This window comes from Kitasatospora sp. NPDC056446, from assembly GCF_042796115.1.
Taxonomy (GTDB): domain Bacteria; phylum Actinomycetota; class Actinomycetes; order Streptomycetales; family Streptomycetaceae; genus Kitasatospora.
In genome coordinates, this window is the sequence record NZ_JBHTRF010000014.1 from 132,659 (window position 1) to 159,598 (window position 26,940).

23 protein-coding genes are annotated in these 26,940 nt (G+C 73.4%); 14 read left to right on the forward strand and 9 right to left on the reverse strand.

Annotation, left to right across the window (positions count from 1 at the left end; genetic code table 11):
• Positions 1-72 precede the first annotated feature (72 nt).
• The 8 genes from ACFQ6N_RS11810 to ACFQ6N_RS11845 all read left to right on the forward strand — a co-directional run bounded on the left by ACFQ6N_RS11810 (position 73) and on the right by ACFQ6N_RS11845 (position 8,677).
• Complete coding sequence (locus tag ACFQ6N_RS11810; protein ID WP_380648634.1) at positions 73-1,077, forward strand: agmatine/peptidylarginine deiminase; 1,005 nt, start codon at positions 73-75, stop codon at positions 1,075-1,077.
• Between the two features lie 31 nt (positions 1,078-1,108).
• On the forward strand, positions 1,109-2,758 hold the full coding sequence (locus ACFQ6N_RS11815; protein WP_380648635.1) for an ABC transporter substrate-binding protein: 1,650 nt from the start codon (positions 1,109-1,111) through the stop codon (positions 2,756-2,758).
• A complete protein-coding gene (locus ACFQ6N_RS11820; protein WP_380648636.1) occupies positions 2,755-3,714 on the forward strand; it encodes an ABC transporter permease in 960 nt (319 codons plus the stop codon). The genes ACFQ6N_RS11815 and ACFQ6N_RS11820 overlap by 4 nt, the downstream gene beginning before the upstream one ends.
• The gene (locus ACFQ6N_RS11825) at positions 3,711-4,565 is read left to right on the forward strand and encodes an ABC transporter permease (protein ID WP_380648637.1); all 855 of its coding nucleotides are present in this window, start codon (positions 3,711-3,713) and stop codon (positions 4,563-4,565) included. Before ACFQ6N_RS11820 ends, ACFQ6N_RS11825 begins: the two co-directional genes overlap by 4 nt.
• Positions 4,562-5,554, forward strand: coding sequence for an ABC transporter ATP-binding protein (locus ACFQ6N_RS11830; protein ID WP_380648638.1), 993 nt, complete (start codon positions 4,562-4,564; stop codon positions 5,552-5,554). Before ACFQ6N_RS11825 ends, ACFQ6N_RS11830 begins: the two co-directional genes overlap by 4 nt.
• Entirely contained in the window at positions 5,547-6,344 is a 798-nt protein-coding gene (locus ACFQ6N_RS11835; protein ID WP_380648639.1) for an ABC transporter ATP-binding protein, read from the forward strand. The genes ACFQ6N_RS11830 and ACFQ6N_RS11835 overlap by 8 nt, the downstream gene beginning before the upstream one ends.
• Before the next feature lie 122 nt (positions 6,345-6,466).
• Positions 6,467-7,399, forward strand: coding sequence for a DUF4436 family protein (locus ACFQ6N_RS11840; protein ID WP_380648640.1), 933 nt, complete (start codon positions 6,467-6,469; stop codon positions 7,397-7,399).
• Positions 7,400-7,498: 99 nt separating this feature from the next.
• Positions 7,499-8,677 (forward strand): agmatine deiminase family protein, encoded by a 1,179-nt coding sequence (locus tag ACFQ6N_RS11845; RefSeq protein ID WP_380648641.1) that lies wholly within the window; start codon positions 7,499-7,501, stop codon positions 8,675-8,677.
• A 54-nt stretch (positions 8,678-8,731) separates the two neighbouring features.
• On the opposite strand, the gene ACFQ6N_RS11850 is transcribed toward ACFQ6N_RS11845, so the two are convergent.
• Positions 8,732-9,376, reverse strand: a complete 645-nt coding sequence (locus ACFQ6N_RS11850; RefSeq protein WP_380648642.1) for a TetR/AcrR family transcriptional regulator — start codon at positions 9,374-9,376, stop codon at positions 8,732-8,734.
• A gap of 142 nt (positions 9,377-9,518) precedes the next feature.
• Here ACFQ6N_RS11850 and ACFQ6N_RS11855 point away from each other — a divergent pair, with 142 nt between their 5' ends.
• Complete coding sequence (locus ACFQ6N_RS11855; protein WP_380648643.1) at positions 9,519-10,718, forward strand: agmatine/peptidylarginine deiminase; 1,200 nt, start codon at positions 9,519-9,521, stop codon at positions 10,716-10,718.
• A gap of 138 nt (positions 10,719-10,856) precedes the next feature.
• Here the strand turns inward: ACFQ6N_RS11855 and ACFQ6N_RS11860 are convergent, their stop codons facing one another.
• From ACFQ6N_RS11860 to ACFQ6N_RS11870, 3 genes are all read right to left on the reverse strand, one after another.
• Positions 10,857-12,014 carry an agmatine/peptidylarginine deiminase gene (locus tag ACFQ6N_RS11860; RefSeq protein WP_380648644.1) on the reverse strand — a complete coding sequence of 386 codons (1,158 nt, stop codon included), beginning with the start codon at positions 12,012-12,014 and terminating at the stop codon, positions 10,857-10,859.
• 100 nt (positions 12,015-12,114) lie between these two features.
• Positions 12,115-13,152 carry an agmatine/peptidylarginine deiminase gene (locus ACFQ6N_RS11865; RefSeq protein WP_380648646.1) on the reverse strand — a complete coding sequence of 346 codons (1,038 nt, stop codon included), beginning with the start codon at positions 13,150-13,152 and terminating at the stop codon, positions 12,115-12,117.
• A 269-nt stretch (positions 13,153-13,421) separates the two neighbouring features.
• Entirely contained in the window at positions 13,422-14,000 is a 579-nt protein-coding gene (locus ACFQ6N_RS11870; protein ID WP_380648648.1) for a TetR/AcrR family transcriptional regulator, read from the reverse strand.
• 217 nt (positions 14,001-14,217) lie between these two features.
• Here ACFQ6N_RS11870 and ACFQ6N_RS11875 point away from each other — a divergent pair, with 217 nt between their 5' ends.
• Positions 14,218-16,014: an acyl-CoA dehydrogenase gene (locus ACFQ6N_RS11875; RefSeq protein ID WP_380648649.1), complete on the forward strand. Its 1,797-nt coding sequence runs from the start codon at positions 14,218-14,220 to the stop codon at positions 16,012-16,014.
• 42 nt (positions 16,015-16,056) lie between these two features.
• Here the strand turns inward: ACFQ6N_RS11875 and ACFQ6N_RS11880 are convergent, their stop codons facing one another.
• Positions 16,057-17,412: an MFS transporter gene (locus ACFQ6N_RS11880; protein WP_380648662.1), complete on the reverse strand. Its 1,356-nt coding sequence runs from the start codon at positions 17,410-17,412 to the stop codon at positions 16,057-16,059.
• Positions 17,413-17,517: 105 nt separating this feature from the next.
• Positions 17,518-17,871 (reverse strand): ArsR/SmtB family transcription factor, encoded by a 354-nt coding sequence (locus ACFQ6N_RS11885; RefSeq protein ID WP_380648650.1) that lies wholly within the window; start codon positions 17,869-17,871, stop codon positions 17,518-17,520.
• A 374-nt stretch (positions 17,872-18,245) separates the two neighbouring features.
• Here ACFQ6N_RS11885 and ACFQ6N_RS11890 point away from each other — a divergent pair, with 374 nt between their 5' ends.
• The 4 genes from ACFQ6N_RS11890 to ACFQ6N_RS11905 all read left to right on the forward strand — a co-directional run bounded on the left by ACFQ6N_RS11890 (position 18,246) and on the right by ACFQ6N_RS11905 (position 23,288).
• On the forward strand, positions 18,246-18,515 hold the full coding sequence (locus tag ACFQ6N_RS11890) for a hypothetical protein (protein WP_380648651.1): 270 nt from the start codon (positions 18,246-18,248) through the stop codon (positions 18,513-18,515).
• A 237-nt stretch (positions 18,516-18,752) separates the two neighbouring features.
• The gene (locus tag ACFQ6N_RS11895) at positions 18,753-19,427 is read left to right on the forward strand and encodes a cutinase family protein (RefSeq protein WP_380648652.1); all 675 of its coding nucleotides are present in this window, start codon (positions 18,753-18,755) and stop codon (positions 19,425-19,427) included.
• A 254-nt stretch (positions 19,428-19,681) separates the two neighbouring features.
• Entirely contained in the window at positions 19,682-22,156 is a 2,475-nt protein-coding gene (locus tag ACFQ6N_RS11900) for a penicillin acylase family protein (protein ID WP_380648653.1), read from the forward strand.
• Positions 22,157-22,193: 37 nt separating this feature from the next.
• Positions 22,194-23,288, forward strand: a complete 1,095-nt coding sequence (locus ACFQ6N_RS11905) for an alpha/beta hydrolase (RefSeq protein ID WP_380648654.1) — start codon at positions 22,194-22,196, stop codon at positions 23,286-23,288.
• Between the two features lie 68 nt (positions 23,289-23,356).
• Here ACFQ6N_RS11905 and ACFQ6N_RS11910 read toward each other — a convergent pair whose 3' ends face one another.
• The 3 genes from ACFQ6N_RS11910 to ACFQ6N_RS11920 all read right to left on the reverse strand — a co-directional run bounded on the left by ACFQ6N_RS11910 (position 23,357) and on the right by ACFQ6N_RS11920 (position 26,725).
• Positions 23,357-24,427, reverse strand: coding sequence for a BTAD domain-containing putative transcriptional regulator (locus ACFQ6N_RS11910; protein ID WP_380648655.1), 1,071 nt, complete (start codon positions 24,425-24,427; stop codon positions 23,357-23,359).
• 162 nt (positions 24,428-24,589) lie between these two features.
• The gene (locus ACFQ6N_RS11915) at positions 24,590-25,948 is read right to left on the reverse strand and encodes a serine/threonine-protein kinase (RefSeq protein ID WP_380648656.1); all 1,359 of its coding nucleotides are present in this window, start codon (positions 25,946-25,948) and stop codon (positions 24,590-24,592) included.
• A gap of 12 nt (positions 25,949-25,960) precedes the next feature.
• Positions 25,961-26,725 carry a serine/threonine protein kinase gene (locus ACFQ6N_RS11920; RefSeq protein WP_380648657.1) on the reverse strand — a complete coding sequence of 255 codons (765 nt, stop codon included), beginning with the start codon at positions 26,723-26,725 and terminating at the stop codon, positions 25,961-25,963.
• Positions 26,726-26,940 lie beyond the last annotated feature (215 nt).

The following is a 26,940-nucleotide window of genomic DNA, read 5'->3' on the forward strand; positions in this document are numbered from 1 at the left end:
CACCCTCCCTCCCGACCGGCCCCGCGCGCCGAACGCGCCGGGCCGGCCGGACCCGACCAGAAGAGGTTTCCCGTGACGTACCGAATGCCCGCGGAGTGGACCGAGCACGACGGCTGCCTGATGGCCTGGCCCGTCCGCCCGGAGCTGTGGGGCGACACCCTCGACGAGGTGAAGGCCGAGTACGCGGCCGTCGCCCGCGCCATCGCGGAGTTCGAGCCGGTCACCATGGTCGCGCCGCCCGGCCACGGCGACGAGGCGCGCTCCCGGTGCGGCGAGGGCGTCGCGGTCGTGGAACTGCCCACCGACGACTCCTGGTTCCGCGACTCCGCGCCGATCTTCGTCCTGGACGGCGAGGGCCGCCGGGCCGGCGTGGACTTCCGCTTCAACGCCTGGGGCGGCAAGCACCACCCCTGGGACGCCGACGACCGGATCAGCGGCCTGCTGCTGGAGCACCTCGGCACCCCGGCGATCCGCTCCGACATGATCCTCGAAGGCGGCGCGATCACCGTCGACGGCGAGGGCACGCTGATCACCACCGAGCAGTGCCTGCTGCACCCCAACCGCAACCCCGGGATGACCCGGGAGGAGATCGAGGACGAGCTCAAGGCGCGCCTCGGCGTCACCAAGGTGGTCTGGCTGCCGTACGGCGGCGCGCTGGACACCGAGACCGACGGGCACGTGGACGGCGTCTGCGCGTTCGTCGCCCCCGGCAAGGTCGTGGTCCAGCTCCCGGCCGACCCCGAGCACCCCGACTACGTCCGGATGCGGGCCAACCGGACCGTCCTGGAGCACTCCACCGACGCCCACGGCCGGCCGTTCGAGATCGTCGACCTGTCGCAGGCCGCGTTCGTCGAGGTCGACGGCCGCGAGGTCGAGGTCGGCTACCTGAACTTCTACCTCGCCAACGGCGGCGTCGTCGTGCCGGTCGCCGACCACCCCGAGGACGCGGGCGCGCTCGCCGTGCTGGCCGCCGCCTACCCGGACCGCAAGGTCGTCGGCGTGCGCGCCCGGGTGATCGCCTACGGCGGCGGCGGCGTCCACTGCATCACCCAGCAGATCCCGGCCGCCCGCGCCTGACCCCTCGCCAGCGAACGGAGAACAACCCCTCATGACTCCCACCGCGCCCGCGAGACGCGCCACCGGCCGCCGCCGGCTCCTCCTCGCCACCGCCCTGTGCTCGGCCGCCGCCCTGGTCGCCGCCTGCTCCGGCCCGCCGCACGGCGGCTCCGACCAGTCGGCGGTCAAGCTCTCCGCCGACACCCCGCAGGCCAAGGGCGAACTGGACTCGTTCACCTGGGCCACCTACGCCGAGCCGCCCACGCTCGACTACCTCCAGGCCTTCGACTACCCGCAGAACACGGTGCTCTCCAACGTCTGCGAGAGCCTGATGCGCTGGACCCCCCAGCTCACCGTGGCCCCCGGCCTGGCCGAGAAGGCGTCCAACCCCGACCCGGCCACCTGGGTCTACGACCTGCGCTCCGGCGTCCACTTCCACGACGGCACCGTGATGACCGCCGACGACGTGGTGTTCAGCCTCGGCCGGCAGATGAACCCGGACAACGCGGCGGCCTGGAACCAGGTGTTCCAGAACGTCGATTCCGTCACGAAGACCGGTCCGCTCCAGGTCACCGTCAAGCTCAAGCAGCCCGACTCCCAGTTCCCGCAGTACATGGCGACCGCCGCCGGCGTCGTCGCCGCCAAGGCCGGGGTGGAGGCGGCCGGCAAGGACTACGGCACCACCGGCGGCCTCGACTGCACCGGCCCCTTCAAGCTCGGCACCTGGGCCAAGGGCCAGTCGATCGAGCTCCAGCGCTTCGACGACTACTGGGGCACCAAGGCCAAGTCCAAGAAGGTCGTCTTCAGCTTCCTCACCGACGCGTCCGCCCGCACCAACGCGATGCTCACCGGCGACGTCGACGGCGGCTACCTGATCCCCACCGAGAGCTACGACCGGCTGAAGAAGAACGGCCCGGGCACGCTCTACTTCGGCGAGGGCCTGAGCACCGTCAACGTCAACGTCACGAACATGCAGGGCCCGCTCGGCGACCTGCGGGTGCGCCAGGCGCTGTCGCTGGCCCTGGACCGCTCCGGCTTCGTCAAGACCGGCCTCGCCGGCGCCGGCACCGTCACCGGCTCGCTCACCACCAGGGCCGCCTGGGCCGGCGCCCCCGAGGACGTCCGCAAGACGGCCTTCGACGGCCTCACCCCCACGGCGCAGGACATCGACAAGGCCAAGGCCCTCGTCAAGGACGCCGGCGCGAGCGGCAAGAAGCTCGTCATGGCCACCAGCACCATCGGCCAGGACGTCTCCCTGCTCGCCACCGCCGTGCAGGCCGCCGGGACGAAGATCGGCCTGGACATCCAGCTGAAGACGATCGCCCCGAACGCCTTCACCGCGCTGTTCACCGACGCCAAGGCGCGCGAGGGCATCGACATGTTCCCGGAGACGTACTACGACTCCATCACCGACCCGCTCGACCTGCTGACCAACTTCAAGACCGGCGCCTACCAGAACTTCGCCGGCTACAGCGACAAGACCTACGACGACCTCGTCGACCAGGCCACCGCCGAGTACGACCCGGCCAAGCGCGGCGCGATCGAGGCCAAGCTCCAGCAGACCGCCTCCGAGCAGCTGCTGTGGATCCCGGTCGCCGAGTGGCCGACCGCCGTCTTCCTCAACAAGCGCATCACCGGCGCCCCCACCACCATCGCGTACATGTACTACCCGTGGGCGGCCGACGTGGGGGCCGCACGGTGAACTTCCTGAGATTCGCCGCCCGGCGGCTGGCCGAGATGGCCGCCACCCTGCTCGGCGCGTCCTTCGTGGTCTTCGGCGCGATGTACCTGGCGCCGGGCAACCCGGCGAGTTTCCTCCTGTCGGGCCGGTCGGCCTCGCCGGCCGCCCTCCAGGCGATCAACGACCAGTACCACCTCGACGACCCGTTCCTCGTCCGGTACTTCCGCTGGCTCGGCCAGGTGCTGCAGGGCGACTTCGGCCGCTCCATCACCTACCGCACCGACGTGTCCAAGCTGCTCGCCGACCGGCTGCCCGCCACCCTGACCCTGGTCGCCATGGCCCTGGTCGTGGTCGTCCTCATCGGCCTGGCACTCGGCTGGGTCGGCGCGGTGCGCGGCGGCGCGACGGACTCGGCGATCCTGCTCTCCACCACGCTCGCCGTCGGCACCCCCTCCTTCGTCGCGGCGGTCCTGCTCCAGGGCCTGTTCGCGGTCAAGCTGGGCTGGTTCCCGACCAGCGGCACCGGCGACGGCTTCGCCGACCTGCTGTGGCACCTCACCCTGCCGGCGGTCGCCCTCGCGCTGTACCTGATCGGCATGCTCGCCCGGGTCACCCGCTCGGCGATGCTGGACGCCCTGGAGGGCGAGCACGTCTCCGTCGCCCGCAGCCGCGGCGTCCCCGAACGCGAGGTGATCCGCCGGCACGTGTTCCGCAACTCGCTGGGCACCGTGCTGACCACCGGCGGCCTGATCGTCTCCACCCTGCTGGTCTGCACGATCCTGGTGGAGTCCGCGTTCAGCATCGGCGGCATCGGCCAGCTCCTCGAACTGTCCACCACCACCAAGGACTTCCCGACCGTCCAGGCCATCTCCCTGCTCATCGTCGCCCTGTTCATGACCGTGAACCTGATCGTCGACCTGCTCCACCCGCTGGTCGATCCCCGGGTCACCCTCGGCTCGAGGAGGTCCGACGCATGAGTGTCGCCCTCACCCGCCGGCCCGGCCTCGGCCGCCTCAAGGCCGCCCGGGCCCCGCTCCACCTGGCCTGCCTCGGCATCGTCGCCCTGGTCGTCCTCGCCGCCCTGCTCGCCCCCTGGATCGCGCCCGACGACCCGAACGCCGTCGACCTCGGCAACGCCCTGGCCGGCCCCTCGGCCGACCACCTGCTCGGCGTCGACGCGGCAGGCCGCGACACCCTCTCCCGGCTCCTGCTCGGCGCCCGCACCTCGCTGCTCGGCCCGCTCGGCGTGGTCGCGTTCTCCACCGTCGCCGGCGTCCTGGTCGGCCTGGTGGCCGGCTGGCGCGGCGGCTGGCTCGACTCCGTCCTCTCCCGCAGCACCGAACTGGTCTTCGCCTTCCCCGGCATGCTGCTCGCCATCCTGATCGTCTCGGTGTACGGGGAGGGCCTGCTCGCCCCCGTCGTCGCCCTCGCGGTCGCCTACCTGCCGTACGTCTCCCGCCTGACCCGCTCCCTGGTGCTCGCCGAACGGGAACGGCCCTACGTCAGCGCGTACCGGGTCCAGGGCCACTCCGCCGCGCAGATCTGCCTGCGGCACGTCCTGCCCAACATCGCCCCGATCGTCCTCGCCCAGTCCACCATCAACTTCGGCTACGCCCTGATGGACCTCGCCGGCCTCTCCTTCCTCGGACTCGGCGTCCCCGCGCTCACCCCCGACTGGGGCCGGATGGTCTTCGACGGCCAGACCGCGATCCAGCACGGCTACCCGCTCTCCGCGGTCCTGCCCTGCGTCCTGATCGTGCTCACCGTCGTCGCCTTCAACGTCGTCGGCGAGCGCTGGGCCGACCGCGTCGCCCGGAGGACCCCATGAATCCGGACCAGAGCATGAATCCACCGGACCGCGCCGCCGCCCTCGACATCCGGGGCCTGCGGCTGCGCCTGCCCGGCACCGCCCGGCCCGTCCTCGACGGCGTCGACCTCACCGTCGGCCCCGGCGAGACCGTCGCGCTGGTCGGCGAGTCCGGCTCCGGCAAGAGCCTCACCTCCCGCAGCGCCCTCGGCATGCTGCCGCCCGGCTCCACCGCCGAAGGCAGCGTCCTGGTCGACGGCGAGGACGTCCTGACCATGGGCCCCGACCGGCTGCGCGCCCTGCGCACCGGCCGGGCCGCCATGATCTTCCAGGACCCCAGGGCCGCCATCAACCCGCTGCGCCGGGTCGGCGACTTCCTCACCGAGAGCGTCCGCCTCACCGGCGCGATGAGCGCGGCACAGGCCGACCGGCGCGCCGGCGAACTCCTGGACGCCGTCGGCCTCGGCCCGGAACTGCTGCGCCGCTACCCCGGCCAGCTGTCCGGCGGCATGCTCCAACGCGTCATGATCGCCGCCGCGCTGATGGGCGACCCGATCCTGCTGCTCGCCGACGAACCCACCACCGCGCTCGACGTCACCAGCCAGGCCGAGGTCATCGCGCTCCTCGGCCGGCTGCGCGAACGCTTCGGCACCGGCCTGCTGTTCGTCACCCACGACCTCGGGCTCGCCGCCGCCATCAGCGACCGCGTCTACGTCATGTACGCCGGGCGGATCGCCGAGACCGGCCCCGCCGAAGCGCTCTTCGAACGGCCCCGCCACCCCTACACGGCCGCCCTGCTGGCCTCCACCCCCAGGTTGGACTCCGAGAGCGGCCGGCTCGCCGCCATCGACGGCCAACCGCCGGACCTGCGCCAGGAGTTGACCGGCTGCGCGTTCGCCGCGCGGTGCCGCCACGCGACCGACCTGTGCCGGGAGCGGACCCCCGAACCGCAGGGCGAGAACCCGGTCGCCTGCCACCACCCGCTCGAAGGGAGCCGCATCGATGCCTGAGGCCGTACTGGAGGTCACCGGGCTGTGCCGGACCTTCGGCACCGTACGGGCGGTGGACGACGTCTCCTTCACCCTCCCCGCCGGCGGCTCGCTCGGCATCGTCGGCGAGTCCGGCTCCGGCAAGACCACCACCGCCCGGATCATCGTCGGCCTCGAACAGGCCGACGAGGGGCGGGTCACCGTCCGGGGCCGGGCCCGCGCGAGCCGCGTGCGGGGGAGGGCCGAACGGCTGGCCCGCGCCCGCGAGGTGCAGATGGTCTTCCAGGACCCGTACCTCTCCCTGGACCCGCGCACCAGCGTCGAGGCCGTCCTGCGGGAGACCCTGCGGCTGCACTTCCCCGGCACCGACCACGAGGCCCGGATCAGGGAACTCCTCGACCAGGTCGGCCTCGGCACCCGGGCGGCGGACGCGCTGCCGCGGCAGCTCTCCGGCGGGCAGCGCCAACGCGTCGCCATCGCCCGGGCGCTGGCCGTGCAGCCGGCCGTCCTGGTGCTGGACGAGGCGGTCGCCGCGCTGGACGTCTCGGTGCAGGCGCAGGTCCTCAACCTGCTCGCCGACATCCGCGAACAGACCGGCGTCGGCTACCTGTTCATCACCCACGACCTCGGCGTCGTCCGCTGCGTCACCGACGAGGTCGTCGTGATGCGCCACGGACGGATCGTCGAATCAGGCCCCACCACGCGGGTCCTGGACTCCCCGGAGCACGCCTACACCCGGCTGCTGCTGGAGTCCGTTCCCCGGCCCGGCTGGGATCCCGACCGGATCGCCGCCGCGCGCCGCCGACTGTAAGACGGCCCCGGACCGGCAGGCGGTGGGACCTGCCGGCCCGGGGCGACCGAGCAACACCGGCGCACGGCGCCGGGCGGCAGCGACCCTGCCCGCCCGGCGCCGCCGCCGCAGGAAGGACGACCGTGCAGGTCACCACCGACGACACCACCGTCGACACCACGACCGCCCCGGCCACACACCGGGCCCCCCGCCGCCGCTGGCGGTTCGCCGCCCTGCCGGCGGTGGTCATCACCCTCTGCGGGTCGGGGATCGGGCTCTACCTCAACGAGCGCGACACCCGCGAACAGACCAGGGAGCTGGCCGTCCCGTCGGCACCCGACTGGATCGAACTGGACGTCACCGCCCAGGACGTCGACCCGACGGCCCAACAGCTGACGCTCTACGTCACACCCGTGCCGCACGGCAGGTTCGCCGCCGGACCGGACTCCCCGGCCTTCGCCCGCCCGGTCGAGATCACCCTCGCCGGCACGCCCAAGGCCACCCTCAAGGCGGCCGAGGGCGAGACCGCGCCCTCCCAGGCCGTCCAGGTGGGCATGTACGACGGCACCAAGACGGACTACCCCTTCGACCGCTACCGCATGGAGGCCTTCTTCGGCGCCACCAGCGGGGGCACCGCCGTACCGGTCGGCGTGGTCTTCACCGACACCGACCCGTTCTTCGTGGTGCGTCCGCAGGCCACCACGGCCGGGAACGGCACGGTGGCCCTGGACGCGAGGATCACCCGGTCCCGCAGCACCTTCATCCTCTCCTGGTTCATGATCGCCGCGATGTGGGCCATCGCCCTGGCCGTCCTCGGGGCCGCCGAGGTGCTCTTCCGCAAGCGCGAGGGCCTGGTCTGGCCCTCGCTGGGCTGGATGGCGGCGAGCCTGTTCGCACTGATCGGCATGCGCAACTCGGCCCCCGGGGCGCCGCCGATCGGCTCGCTGATGGACTACGTGGCGTTCTTCTGGGCCGAGGGGATCATCGCCGCCAGCCTGGCCTGCACGGCCTGGTCCGGCATCCGCACCGAGCACCGGCTGCGCCGCGAGCGGGAGGCGGCCGCCGAGGGGTCGTGAGCGGTTTCCCCCGAACGGCGGGTGCGTGCCGCACCGGAACCTGACCTTCCTGTCAGTAGCCTGCGGAGCCGAACCCGACTCCTACCGGAACGAGGCCCCATGGCTCACCCCCGGCCGTCCCGCCGCGCGCTCCTGCAGTCCGGCGCCGCGTTCGCCGCCCTGGCCCTGGCCGGCTGCTCCTCCTCCGACAGCGGGGCGGGGGAGCAGTCCGGTTCCGGCGCCGCCTCGGGCGCGGCCCCGTCCGGCAGCCCGGCGGGCGGCTGGGCGATGCCGGCCGAGTCCGGCCCGCACACCCGCACCTTCATGGCCTGGCCGGCCCTGGAGGAGGTGTGGGGGGACCAACTGGCCGGGGTCCGGCAGGACATCGCCGGCCTCGCCCAGGCCATCGCCGGGTTCGAGCCGGTCGTCCTGCTGGCCCGCGCCGACCAGGCGGACCAGGCCCGGCAGGCCTGCGGCACCTCGGTCGAGGTGCTGGAACTGATGGTCGACGACCTGTGGGCCCGGGACACCGGCCCGACCTTCGTCACCGGACCGAAGGGGCTCGCCGGGGTCGACTTCAACTTCAACGGCTGGGGCGGCAAGCAGACCCACGCCAACGACAGCCGGGTCGCCCGCTACCTCCTCGACCACTACCGGATCACCCGGATCCAGGCGCCGATCACGGGGGAGGGCGGCGGCATCGAGGTGGACGGCGAAGGCACGCTGATGGCCACCGAGAGCTCCTGGGTCAACGACAACCGCAACCCGGGGAAGTCCCGCGACCAGATCGAGGCGAGCTTCAAGGAACTGCTCGGCGTCGAGAAGGTGATCTGGTTCAAGGGCGTCGCCGGGCAGGACATCACCGACTGCCACGTCGACGCCCTCGCCCGCTTCGCCGAACCCGGCACCGTCGTCCTCCACCGCCCGACGCCCGACACCCCGGCCGACGTCTGGACCACCGCCTCCGACCAGGCGATCCAGGTCCTCCAGACCGAGACCGACGCCAAGGGGCGCACCCTGAAGGTGGTGGACCTCCCCGAGCCCGACATCACCCTGATCGAGGGCGCGGGCAAGAACTTCCTCGCCACCTACATCAACTACTACGTCTGCAACGGCGGCGTCATCGTGCCCCGGTTCGGCGACCAGGCCACCGACGACCGGGCGGCCGGCATCATCGGCGACCTCCACCCGGGGCGGAAGGTCACCCAGGTCGGGATCAACCACATCGCCGCGGGCGGCGGGGGCATCCACTGCGCCACCCAGCAGCAGCCGGTGGCGCCGGGTTCGAGTCCGTCCTGACGGTCCGTCCTGACGGCCCGTGCCGAGGGGCGGTCCGCGCGGGCGGCGGCCGGCTCAGGACGGGCCGGCCGCCGACAGCGAGTCCAGCAGGGTCCGCAGCACCCGCCCGGCGTCCACCGTCCCGTCGAGCGACCCGATCGCGGCGAGCCCGTCCACGGCGGCGGCGAAGGCCTCGCCGAGCGGGACCGGATCGGTGCCGTCGCCGCGCTCGTCGGCCAGGCACCGGAACAGCCGGACGAAGGAGGAACGCCACCGCGCGTACTCGGCCTCCAGGCTCGCCCGGACGCGTTCGTCGTTGAGCGCGAGCCAGTGCAGGGCGGCGTGCAGCCGGGCCAGGTCGGGGCTCTCGGGCCGGGTGAGCAGCGCCAGGACGCGTTCGGCGCGTTCGGCGTAGCCGCCCGGGCCGTCGACCGCCTGCTCCAGCGGCGTGATCCACTCGGGCCGGATGTCCGCCACCACCGCGACGATCAGGTCGGTGCGGTCGGCGAAGTGGTAGTGGCACATCCCGTGCGAGACCCCGCACAGCGCGGCGACGTTGCGGGTGGTGAACCGCCCGGCGCCGTCGCCCGCGAGCAGGGTGCGGGCGGCGGCGATCAGCCGGGCCCGGGTCTGCTCGCCCTTGGCGGACGCGCGCGTCCGGCCGGTGCCGCCCGCTCCGGAGGCCGTTCGCGGGGCCGCTCCCGTCGCCTGTGTCGCCATGGCCGCCACTGTAGTGACCGCGGGTGCGCGCCAGGAGCGAATCGGGGCCGATGCTTGCGCAAAGTATTGACCGAGCGCTTGGCCAGTTTTACCTTTTCGGTCAACTGCTGGACCAGCAGCGGACTTTGAGAGGGAGGCAGTGATGGAGGACAGCTCCAGACCCCGTACGGCGACCGAGCGGCAGCTCGACCGGCGCCGGTTCCTGACGGTCACCGGGATCGCCGTCGCCGGCACCGCGCTGACCGCCGCGACCGGCGGACCGGCCCAGGCGGCACCACGACGCACCACCGCTCCCGCCGTCGCCGGTGCCGGCCCGGGCCCGGCCGTCGCCGCCGGCTACCGGGTGCCGCTGGACACCGCCCCGCACACCCGCACCTGGATGGCCTGGCCGGACAGCACCTCGATCTGGCGGAACAAGCTCGCCGGCGTCCAGTCGAACATCGCCCTCATCGCCAAGACCGTCGCCAAGTACGAGCCGGTGACGATGTGTGCCAACCCGGCGAGCGTCGCCAAGGCACGGTCGATGTGCGGCCCGTCCGTCACCGTCATCGGGGACATCCCGGTCGACGACTGCTGGATGCGCGACACCGGCCCGGTCTTCCGCACGAACGGTGCGGGCGGCCTCGACACCGTCGGCCTCAACTTCAACGGCTGGGGCAACCACCAGAACCCGCACGGCAACGACGCCCTGGTCGCGCAGCGCGTCGCCGGCTACCTCGGCCTGCCGTTCACCGCGGCCGGGCTGGTCGCCGAGGGCGGCGCCATCGAGACCGACGCCGCCGGCACGCTGATGGCCACCCGCAGCAGCATCATCAACGCCAACCGCAACCCCGGCATGTCCCAGTCCGCGATCGAGGGCGCGATGTGCGCCGCCTACGGCGCCACCAAGGTGATCTGGTTCCCCGGCATCGCCGGCCAGGACATCACCGACGACCACGTGGACGCCACCAGCCGCTTCCTCGGAGCGGGCGCGGCCGTCGTCCAGATGCCCTTGGCGAGCGACACCGACGCCTGGTCGAACGACGAGCGCCAGCAGTACCAGGCGCTGACCACCGCCACCAGCGCCCAGGGCACCCCGTTCACGGTCGGCCGGATCCAGGGCCCCGACTACAACCTGATCCGTTCGACCGACCCCAACTTCGTCGGCTCCTACGCCAACTACTACCTGTGCAACAACGCGGTGATCTCCGCGCAGTTCGGCGACACCCGGGCGGACACCGCCGCCCGGACCGCCCTCGCCAAGCTGTTCCCCGGCCGCACCGTCGAGCAGCTCAACATCGACTCCCTCGGGGCGGGCGGCGGCGGCATCCACTGCGTCACCCAGCAGCAGCCCGCCGGGTGAGCCCGCCGGGGCCGGATCCGGTCCGCCGACCGGACCCGGCCCCGGACGGAGGCCGGCCCCGCACCCGGTCCGCGAGCCCAGGCCCACGAGCCGGTGTGCGGGGCCGGCCGGTCTCGGTCCTCCCGCTCGGCCCGTGGTTCAGCCGAGCGCGGGGATGTCGTGGGTGGCGCAGTGGATCCCGCCGCCGCCGGCCGCGATCGCGTCGATCCTGACCGGGACGATCTCCCGGCCCGGGAAGTACTGCTTGAGGAGCTGCTGCGCCCGCTCGTCGGCCCTGGCGTCGCCGAACTTCGGCAGGTAGACGCCCTTGGTGCCGACGTAGAAGTTCATGTACGAGGAGACGAAGGCGTCGCCGCGACCGGTGATCTTGTCCGGGTCCGGCTGCTGGAGCTCCACCACCTGGATCTTCTTCCCGGTCGCGTCGGTGGCGTCCTTCAGGACCGAGCGGGCCTGGTCGGCCGAGCGGGACCAGACGTCCGGCGGGGTGCCCGGGAAGGCCTGGTCGAGCAGGACCACGCCGGGGGCGACGAAGCGGGCCAGGCAGTCGACGTGGGCGTCGGTGATGTCCTTGCCCTTCACGCCCGCCAGCCAGATCACCTTGGTCACGCCGAGGACCAGCTTCAGCTCGGCCTCGACCTGGTCCCGGCTCATGCCCGGGTTGCGGTTGTCGTTGACGACGGAGCTCTCGGTCACCATCAGGGTGCCCTGGCCGTCGGTCTCGAAGGAGCCGCCCTCGGCGACCAGCCGGGTCTCGATCCGCTCGACACCGTACTTGGCCAGCACCGTGCGGGCGACCTTGGAGTCGTTGCCGCGCTGCTGCTTGCCGCCCCAGCCGTTGAAGTTGAAGTCGACGCCCTTGAGCTTGCCGCCCTCCTCGACGAAGACCGGCAGGGTGTCGCGGGCCCACAGGTCGTCGACGGCGATCGGCACCACCTCGACCGCCGAGCCGCAGGCCTTCTGCGCGGCGTCCTTCTGCTCGGGGCGGGCCATCAGGACGACCGGCTCACGGGCCGCGATGGCCTGGGCCAGGCCGGCCACGTCCCGGCGGACGTCCGGGAGCTGGTCGCCCCAGACGTTCTCGGAGGCCGGCCAGGACATCACGGTGCGCAGGTGCTTGTCCCACTCGGCGCCGAAGCGGCGCACTCCGGGGGTGCCGCCGGGCCGGGTCGGCAGCACGTCCGGGTCCTCGATGCCGTTGGGGTCGCAGGCGGTGAGGCCGAGGGTGAGGACGCCGACACCGGCGCCGACTCCGGCGACGGAGCGGATCAGGGTACGGCGGGACATGGCGTTGGGCATGCGGGAACTCCAGCTGGGGGTCTGGGGGTCTGGGGGTCTGGGAACTGGCGGCCTGCGGGCCGGTGGCCCGGGCGGTGGAGCGGGGCGGGCCGGCGGGCGGCTACGGCAGGGGTTCGTGCATGGTCGAGCAGTGGATGCCGCCGCCGCCGGCCATCAGCCGGTCGACGTCGATCTGCACCACCCGGCGGCCCGGGAAGGCCGCGGCGAGCGCCTCCCGGGCGGCGGCGTCCTTGTACGCGTCGCCGAACTGGGCGGTGATCACACCGCCGTTGACGACGTGGAAGTTGAGGTAGGAGTCGACGAACTTCGAGTTGCGGGAGCGGACGGTGTCCGGGCCGTGCACGGGGATGACCTGGAGGCGGCGGCCCCGGGCGTCGGTGGCGGCGGACAGGATCGCGAACTGCTCGCGGGCGTCCCGCGCCCAGGCGTCGTCGCGGTCGGCCGGGGGCAGCTGCACCATCACCACGCCGGGGCGGATGAACCGGGAGGTGACGTCCACGTGGTCGTCGGTGATGTCCTGGCCCTTGATGCCCGGCAGCCAGATCATGGTGTCCGCGCCGTAGGCCTCCAGGACGGCGTCCTCGATCTCGTCCCGGCTCATGCCGCGGTTGCGGTTCTTGTTGACCAGGCTGCTCTCGGTGGCCATCAGGGTGCCGTCGCCGTCGGTCTCGATGGCGCCGCCCTCGCCGACGAAGTCCGCGTAGGAGAACCGCAGGCCGCGGCGGGTGGCGATCAGCTCGGCGGCCACGGCGTCGTCGTGGTGGACCTGCTTGTTGCCCCAGCCGTTGAAGTTGAGGACCACGGCGTCCAGGCCGCCGTAGCCGTCCCGGCGGAACACCGGCGCGATGTCGCGCATCCACAGGTCGTCGGTGGGGACGGCGGTGATCACCTCCACCCGGGGGCCGCAGCGGTCCTGGGCCTTGCCGGCCGTCCAGTCGTCGGGGGCGCACATGACCACCGGCTCGAACTCGGCGATCGTCCGGGCGATCAGGGCGATGTCCTCCTGGACGCCGCCCAGGCGCAGTCCCCACACGCCCCGGCGGGAGGGCCAGGACATCCAGGTCCGCGCGTGCGGGACGTCGTCCGCCGGCACCCAGGGGTACGGCCCGGTGGAACGGTCTTCGCGGTAGTGGGTCATGAGGGTCTCCAGATCGTGCGACGGTGCCGGGAAGGGTGCGGGGCCGCCAGGTCCACTCTTCGCGCCGCGACGCACCGGCGCACCACGGGGCGGACCGGCGGCAGCACCCTGCCTGCGGGTTCAGGCTCGCACTGACTGAAAGTTCAGTCAAACTCTTGGGCGTGTCATGACGCATCCTTGACGTTCGCGGTGCGGAGCGTGACGCCCCAGGCCGGTCCCCGGCGGACACCGCCCAATCCGGGGCCCTTCGCGGGCCGTCCCGACGGGCCTCAGGAGCCGAGCCGGTCCACCTCGGCGCCGATCGCGTCGACCATGAGCGTCCGGGCGTGCGCCAGCGGCAGGCTGCCGCTGAGCCAGCGCGTGCTGAGCCCCTCCAGCAGCGCGGTCAGCCGCTCCGCCGCCCCGGCCAGGGCCACCGCCGAGGACATCGGGCGGATCACGCCGAGCAGCTCGGCGATCTCCTGCACCCAGATCCGGGTGGCCCGCGCCAGGTCCTCGCGCAGCGTCTCGTCGAACACCGCGCTCGCCCGCAGCTCGCCCCAGGCGGTGCTGTTCTCCCGCACCTCGGCCGTGTCCTGGAGCTCCAGCAGCAGCGTCTGCTCCAGTTCCTCATGGGCCGTCAGCGGCGGCGCGTCCGCGGCCCGGTCGGTGGTGTAGCGCTCCGCCCGGTCGTTGATGAACTCCAACGTCTGACGGAGGATCCCCGTACGGTCCTTGAAGTGGTAGTAGATGAGCGCGGTCGACACACCTGCCTCCGCCGCGAGTTCCTCAACCCGCAGCCCGCGCACCCCGCGCCGGGCGATCACCCGCGCGGATGCTTCCAGGATCGACGTTTTACGACTGGCCACGATCCACCACCTTACCCGGGTGCCCGGACAAGATCGGACCCGCGGTCTGAAGAGCCGGTCAGGAGGCACCCGGAAGCGGGTCGGGCCCGAACGCGCCCCGGGGCCCGGACGGCGTGGGCCCGGGCGGCGTGTCGGCGGACCGGCGGGCGGGAAGACCCCCGCTACCGCCGTACCCGCGTGCCCGTCCCCACCGCCCTCCCCGATCGGATCCCCGGCCTTGGACTCCCTGCTGCTCTCCCGCCGCGACCTCGACTTCCTGCTGTACGACTGGCTGGACGTCGCCGCCCTCACCCGCCGCCCCCGCTTCGCCGACCACGACCGGGACACCTTCGACGCGGTGCTGGACCTCAGCGAGGCCGTCGCGACCCGGCACTTCGCCCCGCACAACAAGAAGAACGACGCCCAGGAGCCCCGCTTCGACGGCGAGCGGGTGCACCTGATCCCGGAGGTCGGGGAGGCCCTGCGGGTCTACGCCGAAGCCGGACTGATCGGTGCCGCCATGGACCACGAGGTGGGCGGACAGCAGCTGCCGGTGGTGGTGGCCAACGCCTGCCGGGCCTGGTTCCAGGCCGCCAACATCGCCACCGCCGCCTACCCGCTGCTCACCGTCGGCAACGCCAACCTGCTGCTGGCGCACGGAAGCCGGGAGCAGATCGACACCTATGTGCGGCCGATGGTCGAGGGCCGGTACTTCGGCACCATGTGCCTGTCGGAGCCGCAGGCCGGGTCCTCGCTGGCCGACATCACCACCCGGGCGGTGCCGGCGGCCGACGGCACGTACCGGATCACCGGTACCAAGACCTGGATCTCCGGCGGCGACCACGAGCTCGGCGAGAACATCGTCCACCTGGTGCTGGCCAGGATCCCCGGTGCCCCGGCGGGGGTGAAGGGCATCTCGCTGTTCGTCGTGCCCAAGTTCCTGGTCGGGCCGGACGGCACGCGGGGGGCGCGCAACGACGTGGTCCTGGCGGGCCTCAACCACAAGATGGGCTACCGGGGGGCCACCAACACCCTGCTCAACTTCGGCGAGGGCAGGCACACCCCGGGCGGCGCCCCGGGCGCGGTCGGCCACCTGGTGGGCGAGGCCCACCACGGGCTGGCCTACATGTTCCACATGATGAACGAGGCCCGGATCGGCGTCGGCCAGGGCGCCGCGGCCCTCGGCTGCACCGGCTACCTGCACGCCCTCGACTACGCCCGCACCCGCCTGCAGGGCCGTCCGCTCGGGGCCAAGGACCCGGAGTCCCCCCAGGTGCCGATCATCGGGCACCCGGACGTGCGCCGGATGCTGCTGGCGCAGAAGAGCTACGCGGAGGGCGCGCTCGCCCTCGGCCTGTTCTGCAGCCGCCTGCTCGACGAGGAGGCCACCGCCGGGCAGGAGTCCGAGCGGGCCCGCGCCCACCTGCTGCTGGACGTCCTGACCCCGATCGCCAAGAGCTGGCCGTCCCAGTGGTGCCTGGCCGCCAACGACCTCGCCATCCAGGTGCACGGCGGCTACGGCTACACCCGCGAGTACGACGTGGAGCAGTTCTACCGGGACAACCGGCTCAACGCGATCCACGAGGGCACCCACGGCATCCAGGGGCTGGACCTGCTCGGCCGCAAGGTGGTGCTGGACGGCGGTGCCGGGCTGCGGCTGCTCCTGGACACCCTCGCGGCGACCGTCACCAGGGCCGAGGCGGCCGGCGGGGAGGCGGCCGGACTGGCCGCCGCGCTGGCCCGGGCCGTGGCGCGGGTCGAGCGGACCACGGCCGTGTTGTGGTCGACCGGGGATCCGGCGGTCGCGCTGGCCGGTGCCACCACGTACCTGGAGGCGGTCGGCCATGTGGTGCTGGCCTGGATCTGGCTGGAGCAGTTCCTTGCGCTGGGTGACGGCGCGGATGCCTTCCGGGAGGGCAAGCGGCAGGCGGCCCGCTTCTTCTTCCGAGTCGAACTCCCGCGCACCGGGCCGCAGTTCGACCTGCTCGACAGCCTGGACCGGACGGCCGCGGAGTGCCGCCCGGAGTGGTTCTGACCGGCCCGGGCCGCCGGCCCGCCCCGGGGCCGGGCCCCGGTGTCAGCCGGCCGTGGCGCGGGGCCAGGCGTGGTGGTTCCGGTCGATGACGTAGTGGTGGCCGTGCCGCCAGCCGCCCGCGGCCGTGGCGTGCGCGTCCGCGAGGTGGGGGTGGCCGGGCGGCAGGTCGGTGTGCAGGTGCTCCAGGGCGTCGGGGTCGCGGGCCGGCCACAGGGCGGCGGCCCCGACGGCGGCGGCGAGGGCGAGGGCGCCGAGGGCGAGCGCGGTGACGGGCAGTCCGGCACTCGCGGCGAGCAGGCCGGCGAGCGGGTAGGTGAGCAGCCAGCAGGCGTGGGAGAGGGAGAACTGGGCGGCGAACGCGGCCGGCAGGTCGGCGTCGGAGGCCGAGCGGCGCAGCAGGCGTCCGCCGGGGGTGAGGACGGCGGAGCTGCCGGCGCCGACGAGGGCCCAGGCGGCGAGCAGGGCGGCCCAGGTGCCGGCCCCGGCGGGGGCGGCGGTGATCGCGGTGACGGCGGCGAGGACGGCGGGCAGGGCGAAGGCGGCGGGCAGCATGACCGTCCGGTCGCCGACCCGGGCGAGCAGCCGGGGCAGCAGCAGCGCGGTGAGCATCGAGCCGGCCCCGTAGGCGCCGAGGGCGAGCGAGACGGCCCCGGCCGGGCGGTGGAAGTGGTCGCGGACGACGTTGACCGTGTCGACGAACACGAGCGCGCCGGCCGCGGCGACCGCGAGGTCCAGGGCGAGCAGGGCGCGCAGCCGGGGGGTGGCCCGGAACAGCCGGGTGCCGAAGGCGGCCTCGGTGTAGACCCCGGCGGTGCGCTCGGCCGGGGCGGGCTTGGGCAGCACGGCGGAGACCACCAGGGCGGCGGAGGCCAGGAACCCGACGGTCGTCCCGGCGAAGAGCCAGCCGTACGAGACCACCGAGAGCAGCAGCGCGGCGAGCGCGGGGCTGAACAGCGACTCCAGGTCGTAGGCGAGCCGGGACAGTGACAGGGCGTCGGTGTAGTCGCGCTCGGCGGGCAGCACGTCCGGGATGGTGGCCTGGAATGTCGGGGTGAAGGCGGCGGAGGCGGCCTGGAGCAGGAAGACCAGCAGGTAGACCTGCCAGACCGCGTCGACGAACGGCAGGGTGAGCGCGACGCAGGCCCGGGTGAGGTCCATCGCGACCATCAGGGCCCGCCGGGGTATCCGCCCGGCGAGCGCGCCCGCGACCGGCGCGACGGCGACGTAGGCGACCATCTTGATCGCCAGTGCGGTGCCGAGGACCGCCGAGGCGCCACCCCCGGCGATCCGGTAGGCCAGCAGGGACAGCGCCACCGTGGCCAGGCCGGTGCCGACCAGGGCGACGGCCTGGGCGGTGAAGAGGTGGCGGTAGGTGCGGTCGCGCAGCACGGAGAGCATCGGTCCGTCCCGGTTCGCAGGGGTGGTGGGCTCCATCGTAATCAATATGTGCGTACGCGTGCACCTATTGGTTCCGGGCGTGCCCGCACCCGCTGCCCGGGCGGGTCAGTCGTGCGGCGGCAGGTGCCCGATCTGGTGGTCGGCGACGTTCAGCGCCTCGTCGACGAGCCGGCGCAGATGGCCGTGGCCCAGCGAGTAGACGACCCGCCGCCCCTCCTTGCGGGTGGTGACCAGGCCGGCGAGCCGCAGCTTGGCCAGGTGCTGGCTGACCGACGGCCGGGCGGCGCCGGTGGCCTCGGTCAGTGTGGTGACGTCCGCCTCGCCTCGGCCGAGCCGCTCCAGCACGGCGAGCCGGGTCCGGTCGGCCAGCAGCGTCAGCACGGACGCGGCGACGTCCAGCCGCTGCTCGGCCCGCTGCTGCGATCGGTGTGCATCTGCCGGACCCGCGCCACTGCTCATCCGCTCATCGTAGGGCGTGTCCGTGCGCACCTGTGCACATGGGCGGGCCCGGGCCCGGCGGGTGCCGGTGCGACCCGGGTGCGGGTGCGTGCGGTCGCCCCTCGCGCCGGCCGGCGGGGCGCTCCTGGTACGGACGGCGCCATGGGTGCCGGTGGCTCCTGGTCGGCCCAGGGCGCCTGCTCCGCTCGAACGACCTCGCAAGATGATCACCCGATTGACATTTTGCCAGCTCAGCGCGGTGTGTCTGACGGTCCGTAGGGTCCGCTCGGGTGGGGTCGGCGCTTGCGGGGGGTCGCGGCCCGTGGCTGTCTGGAAACCGGCGGGGCCGACCGGTGCCGCCAGCAGTGACCTCGAACTCCATGGAGGAGATCATCATGCGTGCAATCCAGCGCGTCCTGGCCGTCAGTGCCCTCGCCGTCCCGCTCGTGATCGGCTGCGCCGGCCTGGCCTCGGCCCAGGAAGGCCTGGACGCGTCCTGGGGCAAGGGCCAGTTCATCGCCAACCAGAACGGTGCCGGTATCGCGGCCGCCGAATCCTCCGTCAGCCCTGAGGGTGTCTCGCACGCCGACTTCTGGATCTGGGCCGACGACAGCGGTGTCTCCGGCTCCTTCACCGGCTCGGGCGCCACCTGGCAGCAGGGCTGATCGAGCCCGCTCCCAACCGGATAACCGGAACGGCCGGTCGATCCTCGGATCGACCGGCCGTTCGCTGTCCCGGTGTCCGAGCGGACCGGCAGGGCGGCGCGGACGGCCCGGGGACGGCCCGGGCGGGGGCGTCATCGGGATGTCATCGGCCGCTGCCACTGTCGTCGGGTGACCTCGGCCGGGCGCGCACCGCATCGGAGAGCGGGCGGGCAGGCCGACTGCGTGGGGAGAAATCGCATGCGAGCACGAAAGATCGGGGCCGCGTCGGCCGGAGTCCTGCTGACGGTCGGGCTGACGGTGGCGCAGGGGGCCACGGCGCAGGGGGCCGCCGCACGGGTGGCCGCCCCGTGCGAGGGCACCTACACGATCGTTGTCGGGGGCACCGGCAGCTCGTGGAACAACGACGGCTTCTACGGCAACATCCAGCAGCACGTCGGGTACCCGACCCAGATCCCCAACGGCGCGAGCGCGCGGGCGGGCGTCAACGAGCTGAACCGGCTGGTCCGCGACCAGCGCGCCGCCTGCCCGGGCCAGCACGTCAAGATGGCCGGGTACTCGCTGGGGGCCGGGGTGGTGCACACCTGGGTCACCGAGAACTGGCAGACCTTCGGCAACGTCAACGCCATCCTCGTCGCGGACCCCAAGCGCCAGGGCCCTCCCGGCGCCAACGGCGGGGCCGTGCCGTTCGGCGGCATCATCGGCGCCCCGCTCGCCGGCGCCGACCGGTTCTTCGGCAACGTGCCGGTCAAGACGATCTGCCACTGGGACTACGTCTGCGACGAGTCCGCGGGCATCTGGACCTACCCGAACAACCACGTCAAGAACTACCCCGAAGACTTCAACATGGACCACCACAACGACGGCGCCAACGAGCAGTGGTACAACGGCGCCTGGTACCCGGCGAGCTGGTAGCCGCGCAGCACCCGTCGGCCGGGTCCGGAGCCGACTCCGTCACCACCTGTCAGTGCCCGGGAGTGCCCGGCCACCGGCGGGTGGTGACGTGCTTGTGCGGCCCGGCGCTTCAGCGGTTCCCGGGGCGGTCCGAGACGGTCCGGGCGGTCCGGGGCGGCCGCGGGGGTGCCGCCCCGTCATCGGGATGTCATCGGCCCTCCCTAGCCTGGCCGCGTACGGACAAAACCCTCAGGCTGCAGGGAGAGGACGGTTCGATGGCGCGGAGGGGACTGAAAGCGAGGCTGCCGGTGGCGGTCATGGCCGCGGCGGCACTGATCGGCACGACGGCGGCCACCGGATCACCGGCCGGCCGCCCGGCCGCGGCCGCAGGAGCGCCGGACAAGCCGACGATCCGCTACACCGAGTACGGGATCCCGCACATCATCGCCGCCGACCTGGAGGGGCTGGGGAAGGGCTACGGGTACGCCGCGGCCAAGGACAACATCTGCACCCTGGCCGACACCTACCTGATGGTCGGCGCCCAGCGGTCCCGCTACCTGGGCCCGGGCGGCAAGGCGAGCCCCGGCCAGAGCCAGAACAGCACCACCAACCTCAACAGCGACCTGTACTTCCAGCGGATCAACGACAACCGGGTGGTGGAGGGGCTGATCGACCAGCCCGCGCCCAAGGGGCCGGAGCCGGAGGTCAAGGAGGCCATCCGCGGCTACGTCCAGGGCTACAACAGGTACCTGGCCGAGACCGGCGTGAACAACATCTCCGACCCGGCCTGCCGGGGCGCGGCCTGGGTGCGGCCGATCACCGAGCTGGACGTCTACCGGCACGCGCACGCCGAGATCATCATGGGCAGCGCCGATCCGCTGCTGGACGGTGAGGTGAACGCCGCACCCCCGGGGGCCTCGGTGGCCGCCGGGCCCGCCGCCGCACCGCCCGAGCTGTCGCCCGAGGAGACCGGCAACCGGATCCGCGAGGCGATGGCCGCCGCCCGGCAACAGGGCAGCATGGGCAGCAACGCCCTGGCGGTGGGCTCCCAGGGGGTGTCCGGAGGCACCAGCATGCTGCTGGCCAACCCGCACTTCCCCTGGCAGGGCAAGAACCGGATGTGGCAGGCCCAGCTGACCATCCCGGGACGGTTCAACGTCTCCGGGGCGAGCCTGCTCGGCCTGCCCGCCGTCAACATCGGGCACAACGACGACGTCGCCTGGAGCCACACCGTCGCCACCGTGGCCCCGTTCGGGCTGTTCGACGTGCAGGTGGACCCGCTGCACCCGACCAACTACCTGGTGGACGGCGTCTGGACGCCGATGACCTCGCAGCAGGTCGGCGTCGACGTGCTCAACCCGGACGGCTCCGTCGGCCGGGTCACCAGGACCCTCTGGTCCACCCGGTACGGCCCGATCACCACCTCCGTCCTGGGCACCCCGCTGCCCTGGATCGTGAGCGCGCACGCGGTGCGCGACGCGAACATGGACAACCTGCGGGCGCTGAACACCTGGTTCCACCTCGACCAGGCCAAGGACGTCAACGACGTGGTGAACGCCCTGGAGACCACGGAGGGCGTCCCCTTCTTCAACACCGTCGCCTCGGACCGCAAGGGCAACGCCCTCTACGCGGACATCCAGTCCGCCCCGAACATCACCGACGCCCACGCGCAGTCCTGCCTCACCCTGACCGGCCAGGTGCTGTTCAACCAGCAGCTGCGGCTGCCCAACGTGCCGCCGGTCTCGATCTTCGACGGCAAGCGCAGCGAGTGCGACTGGCCGAACGACCCGAACGCCGTCGCGCCGGGGCTGATGGACCCGCACCAGCAGCCGCGACTGATCCGCTCCGACTTCGTGGGCAACGCCAACGACAGCGCCTGGCTGGCCAATCCCGAGCAGCCGCTGGCCTTCCCCCGGGTGATGGGCGACACGGCGGCGCCCCGGTCGCTGCGCACCCAGGAGCTGATCCTCACCGCGCAGAACCGGATCAACGGCACCGACGGCCTGCCGGGCCGGGGCTTCACCCCGGAGAACATGCGGCAGCTGCTGTTCGCCGACCACAGCCGGGCGGCCGACCTGGCCCTCAACGCCACGGTGAGCGCCTGCCAGGGCGCGCCGTTCGGGCTCGTCCTGGTGGACGGCAACCTGGTCAACATCAGCGAGGCGTGCCCGATCCTGGCGGCCTGGAACCACGCCTACACGTCGGACAGCCGGGGGTCCTGGCTGTTCGAGAACTTCTGGTTCCTCCTGACGAACGGGCAGGCGATCGAGAAGCTGCCGTGGAAGGTCCCCTTCGACCCCAAGGACCCGGTGCACACGCCCAATTCGCTGGACGCCGGCAACGACGCCGTCCGCAACTCGCTCGCCCGGGCCGTCCTCGCACTGCGCAACGCGGGCATCCCGCTGAACGCGCGCCTGTCGGACGTCCAGAAGGTCACCCGCAACGGCGAGCAGATCCCGATCCACGGCTCGATCCACGAACTGGGCGTGCTGAACGTGGTCACGCCCGGCGCGGTCGACGGCAAGCTCGACATCACCTTCGGCTCCAGCTTCATCCAGCAGACGCGGTTCACCGCCGACGGCCCGCCCGAAGCCTCCTCGGTGCTGGCCTACTCCCAGTCCGCCGACCCGAACTCGCCGCACTACGCCGACCAGACCAGGCTGTTCTCGGCGGGCCAGTGGGTGACGGAACGGTACACCGAGGACCAGATCGCGGCCTCACCGGTCCTGGAGGTCAAGGTCCTTGACTGACACCGCGCGCACGACGACACCCACGAGGGGGAACACCATGACGAGGACGCTCACCCACTGGCGGAGGGTGGTGGCCCTGCTGGCCGCCGTCGTCGGGATCGTCGCGACGGCGACGACGGCCGCCCCGGCCCGCGCCGCCGCCGGCACCGGCGCCGGGGCGCCGCCGAGGATGACGGACGGGTTCGGCCTGACCCAGGTCGACACGGCCGTGGGCGGGCCCACCACCTTCTACCTCACCGTGACCACGCCCCAGGTCGCGGGCAGGCACCACATCAAGATCATCCTGCCGAGCGGCTACTACGACGACCCGGCCAGGCGCTACCCGGTGCTGTACTTCCTGCACGGCTCGCCGGACGACCCCGTCCAGCAGACCTACCCGGCGCTGAGCACCTCCGACGCGATGATCACCGTCATCCCGGACGGCGGCGCCCGCGGCTGGTACGCCAACTGGCTCAACCAGAACACCCCGGCCGGCGCCCAGAACTGGGAGAACTTCCACCTCGACCAGGTGGTCCCGTTCATCGACGCCAACCTGCGGACCGTCGCCACCAAGAAGGCCCGGGCGGTCGCCGGTGTCTCCATGGGCGGCTTCGGAGCCCTCCACTACGCCCAGGACCGCCCCGAACTGTTCGGCCAGACCGCGTCCCTGTCGGGCGACATCGACCTGTCGGCCGACTCCATGGACCTGCGGCTGGCCGTCGTCGCCTCCCTCATCGACGCGCAGGGCGTGATCTGCGGCTCCTCCTCCGGCGCCTGCGACCCCACCAACGACCCGTACAAGCCGGGCGTGGACAGCGACGCCCTGTTCGGCACGCCCTACCCCTTCTTCAACGCCGACTGGCGGTGGAACCAGGCCGACCCGTCACAGCACATGGACAAGCTCGCCGGCGTCGGGGTGTCCGTCTACGTCGGCAACGGACGCGGGGTGGCCACCGATCCGGAGTTCTGGCTGGAGGGCGCGTCCAAGCACGTCAAGGACCGGATGGACGCCCTCGGCATGCCCTACTACTACGTCGACTACGGGGACGGCTCCGCCTGGGGCAGCCAGTGCAACGGCGGCCACAACGGCGGCTGCTGGGAACAGGACCTGCGGGACCTGATCCCCCGGCTGGAACGGGCCTTCGCCTCCTGAACACCGACCACCCGGGTGGCGGCCACCCGGGGCTCCACCGGTACCCGACCGGTGGAGCCCCGGGCCGCTCACCGCGCGGCGCCGGTCAGGCCGAGCCCGGCCTCGTCCCCGCACAGGATCAGCCGGCACGTCCGCCGCAGCAGCCGGCTCGGCGGAACCCCCAGGTCCTCGGCCAGCCGGCGGCGGGCGCGGTGGAACACGGCCAGGGCGTCGGCCTGCCGGCCGCTGCGGTACAGCGCGCGCATCAGCAGCGCGGCCACCGGCTCGTGCAACGGGTGCTCCGCGGACAGCGCGGTCAGCTCGGCGACCGCCTCCGCGCACCGGCCCAGCAGCAACTGCCACTCCGCCTTCCGCTGCGCCACCGTGATCCGGCGCTCGGCGAGCCGCAGCCGCTCCAACTCGGCGAGCGGGCCCGGCAGCCCGGCCAGCAGCTCGCCGCGGAACAGCTCCAGCGCCTGCGCGCAGAGCCGGACCGCCTCGGCCGGCTCGCCCGCCAGGTGGGCCGTCCCGGCGGCGGTGACCAGGCTCTCCATCCGCGCCAGGTCCACCTCGGCCGCGCCGGACACCAGCCGGTAGCCGTACCGGTCGTGCTCGATCACCGAGTCCGGGCTGTCCCCGATCCGCAGCGTCTTGCGCAGCCGGTAGATGTGGACCGGCACCACATTCGTCACCGGCGGCTCCGCCCCCCACACCCCGTCCAACAGCTCCTGCCGGCTGACCGTCCGCCCCGCGCGCAGCGCCAGCGCCGCCAGCACCGCCTGCTGGCGCAGATGCCCCAGCTGCAGCGGCCGACCGTCCTGCCAGGCCTGGAGCGGCCCCAGCACGGAGATCCGCACCCTCGGGCGGGCCGCCCGGACGGCGGTGCTCCGGGGCACCGGGCTCGCCGGCTGGGTGCGCGGGCCGCAACCGGGGGCGACCAGTCCGCAGTCGAAGGCGTGGACGATGGCGGCGGCCCGGTCGCGCAGCCCGAGCTTCACGAGGATCCGCGCGAGGTGCCCGGCCACGGCGTCCTCGGGCACGGCCAGGGCGGCGGCGATCTCGTCGTCCCGCAGGCCGCAGCCGACGGCATGGAGCACCTTGCGCTCCTGACACCCGAGCAGGGCGGCGCTCGGCCGGCTGGTGGTGGCGGTGGTCGGCATCGCTGCTCCCTGGACTCCGGGCCGGCCGGTCCGGCGGGCGCCGTCGACACGGTAGCCAGCGGGCCGCCGGGCCCGGAATCCGGAACGATCCGGAGTGGCACGCGCGGGCCGGCCGGTGCCGTCCCCCGGGCCGGCCGGCGCGTCCTGCGCGGCGGCCGGCCGTCAGGGGCAGCGGACGACGGCGGGGCGGTCCCTGGTGCGGACGGCGGGGAGCCAGGCGGTGGCGGGGCCGGGCAGGCGGATCCGGTACCAGAGGGTGGAGGTGCGGTCCTCCTCGTCGATCACCGGGAGGCCGGTGGGGAGTTGGCAGTCCACGTCGAGGGTGTCGCCGTGCCAGACGCGGGTGGCGATGACGTTCCCGGCGGTGTACGGGCGCAGCGGGTCGGCGGCGAGGCCGAGGCTGCACTGCGGGTCGCGGTCGGTGCGGTCCTGGCAGCCGCGTTCGGCGTTGAACACCCGTATCCGGTACGGGTGTCCGGAGGCGTCCGGGTGCGGCCACAGGGCGGTGGCGGCGACGGCGGCCGTGGCGCAGCCGGCGAGCGCGAGCAGCGCGGCGCGCGGACGGCGGCGGCGGTGGCGCCGGCCGGCCCGGTGGGCGCGGATCCGGGCGAGCAGGCTCTCGGCGGTGTGCGGGGCGCGGGCGGCGTGGGTGGGGGCGAGGCAGTCGGCGGCGAGGTCGCGCCAGAACGGGGGGATGCCGGCGGCCAGGCGCAGGGCGGCGCGGCCCTCGGCGTACTGCTGGGCGGCGGCGCTGCGGGCGGTGGGGGTGGCGCCGGGGAAGGGCGGGAGCCCGGCGGCGAACACCTCGTGGATCACGATGCCGAGCGCCCAGATGTCGGCGGTGGTGCGGACCTTGACGCCGTGTTCGCCGAGCGGTTCCTTCCAGCGCTCCGGCGGGAGGTAGTCGGGGGTGCCGACGGGGGCGGAGTGGCCGTGGGTGCCGGTGAGTTCGATGGCGAGGCCGAAGTCGGAGAGCCGGACCTCGCCGTCGCGGTCGATCAGGACGTTCTCGGGCTTGAGGTCGCTGTGGACCCACCCGGAGCGGTGCAGGTGGGCCAGGCCCTCGCAGATGCCGGCGACGATCCGGCCGCCCCGGTCCTCGTCGACGCCGGTGCCGAGCAGGTCGCGCAGGGTGCCCCGGGCGCGTTCCATGACCAGGACGATCGCGCCGTCCAGCGCGGGGTGGTCGGGGGCGGCCAGGACCAGGGTGTCCAGCAGGCGGACCAGCCGGGGGTGCGGGGCGGTGCGGGCCAACTCGGCCTCGCGGCGGGCGGCTTCGGCGACCTGGCGGGCCTGGCGGGGGGCGAGCCCGGCGGTCGGCAGCACTTTGAGGGCGACCGTGTCGTCCGGGCCGCCGGTGCCCCCGGTGCCGTCCGTACGGTCCGTGCCGGCCGGGCGGGCGGCGTAGACGGTCGCCCAGCCGCCCTCGCCGATCGGCCCGGTGACGGTCCACCCGCCGACCCGGTGGCCCGGCGGCAGCAGGTCCTCGGCGTCCTCGCCGAAGGCCGGGTCGCGCACCATCGGAACCCCTCCCTACCGTCCGGGGTCGGCGGGTTCGGGGCGCGGCAGGAGCGAGAGGTGCTCCTCGCGGACGATGCCGAACTTGAGGGCGAGCCCGACGACGGCCTCGCGCTTGCCGTTGCGGCGGTCCGCGCGGACCGCGTCGTCGGGCACGTCGATGCGCAGCTTCTCGTCGGCGAGGTAGTCGAGGTGCGAGCTGACCGCGCGGGCGGTGAGCCGGGCGCAGGCCGGGTGGCCGCGCAGCCGGGCGACGACCTGCGGGGTGGTGGGCACGGCGGCGGGGGAGCGGTCGCGCAGCCACGGTTCGCAGAGCGCGACCAGGACCAGGAAGTAGGTGGTGGTCTCGTCCATCGAGTACGCCGTCATGGTGCGGCTGGCACCGGAGCCGCCGCGGGCGTCCGGGGACAGGTAGACGTGGTCTGGCGCGAACACCTGGAAGGACAGCGGGGTCTCGCAGCGCGAGGGCAGCACCACCCGGGAGAACTCGAACGGGATCGGCGCGCCGATCCGGCGCGGGGGCACCCGCAGGTACTCGCCGGCGCCCTCCGGGTTCTCCACCAGGTAGGCGTGGGTGTTGCTGAGGTTGCTCAACTGCCAGTGGTCGTCGGTCGCGTGGATCTCGCCCGCCAGTCGGGATACCGTCTCGTCGCCGAGGCGCAGTTCCACGGGTGTTCCGGCGGAGCCCCGGCCGAAGCGTGCCCGCTCTCCCGGGCCCAGCCGCAAGGTCACCGCCTCGTCGCCGTTCCCCTCCGGCAGGTGGACGACAATCCCGCTCACCGTTCCCCCGTTCCGTGCACCGCTCCGCCGTTCGCGTGCCACTTTCCCGTGTCGTGTGCCGACCGTTGCCGGACGGACGAACGTTACCTCTTTGAGCATGACAATAAACAGTTCGGTGCGGGCGGCTTGACGGGGCGACGCGGGGTGTGCCAGGCGGGGGCGGTACGGGCGGGCGGCCCGCGCCGCGGCGGGCGACCCCCCCCCCCCCACCCCCG

Coding starts and splice junctions, on each gene's coding strand:
- ACFQ6N_RS11815 (WP_380648635.1), top strand. CDS start 1,109: ATGACTCCCACCGCGCCCGCGAGACGCGCCACCGGCCGCCGCCGGCTC.
- ACFQ6N_RS11825 (WP_380648637.1), top strand. CDS start 3,711: ATGAGTGTCGCCCTCACCCGCCGGCCCGGCCTCGGCCGCCTCAAGGCC.
- ACFQ6N_RS11830 (WP_380648638.1), top strand. CDS start 4,562: ATGAATCCGGACCAGAGCATGAATCCACCGGACCGCGCCGCCGCCCTC.
- ACFQ6N_RS11835 (WP_380648639.1), top strand. CDS start 5,547: ATGCCTGAGGCCGTACTGGAGGTCACCGGGCTGTGCCGGACCTTCGGC.
- ACFQ6N_RS11845 (WP_380648641.1), top strand. CDS start 7,499: ATGGCTCACCCCCGGCCGTCCCGCCGCGCGCTCCTGCAGTCCGGCGCC.
- ACFQ6N_RS11850 (WP_380648642.1), bottom strand. CDS start 9,376: ATGGCGACACAGGCGACGGGAGCGGCCCCGCGAACGGCCTCCGGAGCG.
- ACFQ6N_RS11855 (WP_380648643.1), top strand. CDS start 9,519: ATGGAGGACAGCTCCAGACCCCGTACGGCGACCGAGCGGCAGCTCGAC.
- ACFQ6N_RS11860 (WP_380648644.1), bottom strand. CDS start 12,014: ATGCCCAACGCCATGTCCCGCCGTACCCTGATCCGCTCCGTCGCCGGA.
- ACFQ6N_RS11865 (WP_380648646.1), bottom strand. CDS start 13,152: ATGACCCACTACCGCGAAGACCGTTCCACCGGGCCGTACCCCTGGGTG.
- ACFQ6N_RS11880 (WP_380648662.1), bottom strand. CDS start 17,412: ATGCTCTCCGTGCTGCGCGACCGCACCTACCGCCACCTCTTCACCGCC.
- ACFQ6N_RS11885 (WP_380648650.1), bottom strand. CDS start 17,871: ATGAGCAGTGGCGCGGGTCCGGCAGATGCACACCGATCGCAGCAGCGG.
- ACFQ6N_RS11890 (WP_380648651.1), top strand. CDS start 18,246: ATGCGTGCAATCCAGCGCGTCCTGGCCGTCAGTGCCCTCGCCGTCCCG.
- ACFQ6N_RS11895 (WP_380648652.1), top strand. CDS start 18,753: ATGCGAGCACGAAAGATCGGGGCCGCGTCGGCCGGAGTCCTGCTGACG.
- ACFQ6N_RS11900 (WP_380648653.1), top strand. CDS start 19,682: ATGGCGCGGAGGGGACTGAAAGCGAGGCTGCCGGTGGCGGTCATGGCC.
- ACFQ6N_RS11905 (WP_380648654.1), top strand. CDS start 22,194: ATGACGAGGACGCTCACCCACTGGCGGAGGGTGGTGGCCCTGCTGGCC.
- ACFQ6N_RS11910 (WP_380648655.1), bottom strand. CDS start 24,427: ATGCCGACCACCGCCACCACCAGCCGGCCGAGCGCCGCCCTGCTCGGG.
- ACFQ6N_RS11915 (WP_380648656.1), bottom strand. CDS start 25,948: ATGGTGCGCGACCCGGCCTTCGGCGAGGACGCCGAGGACCTGCTGCCG.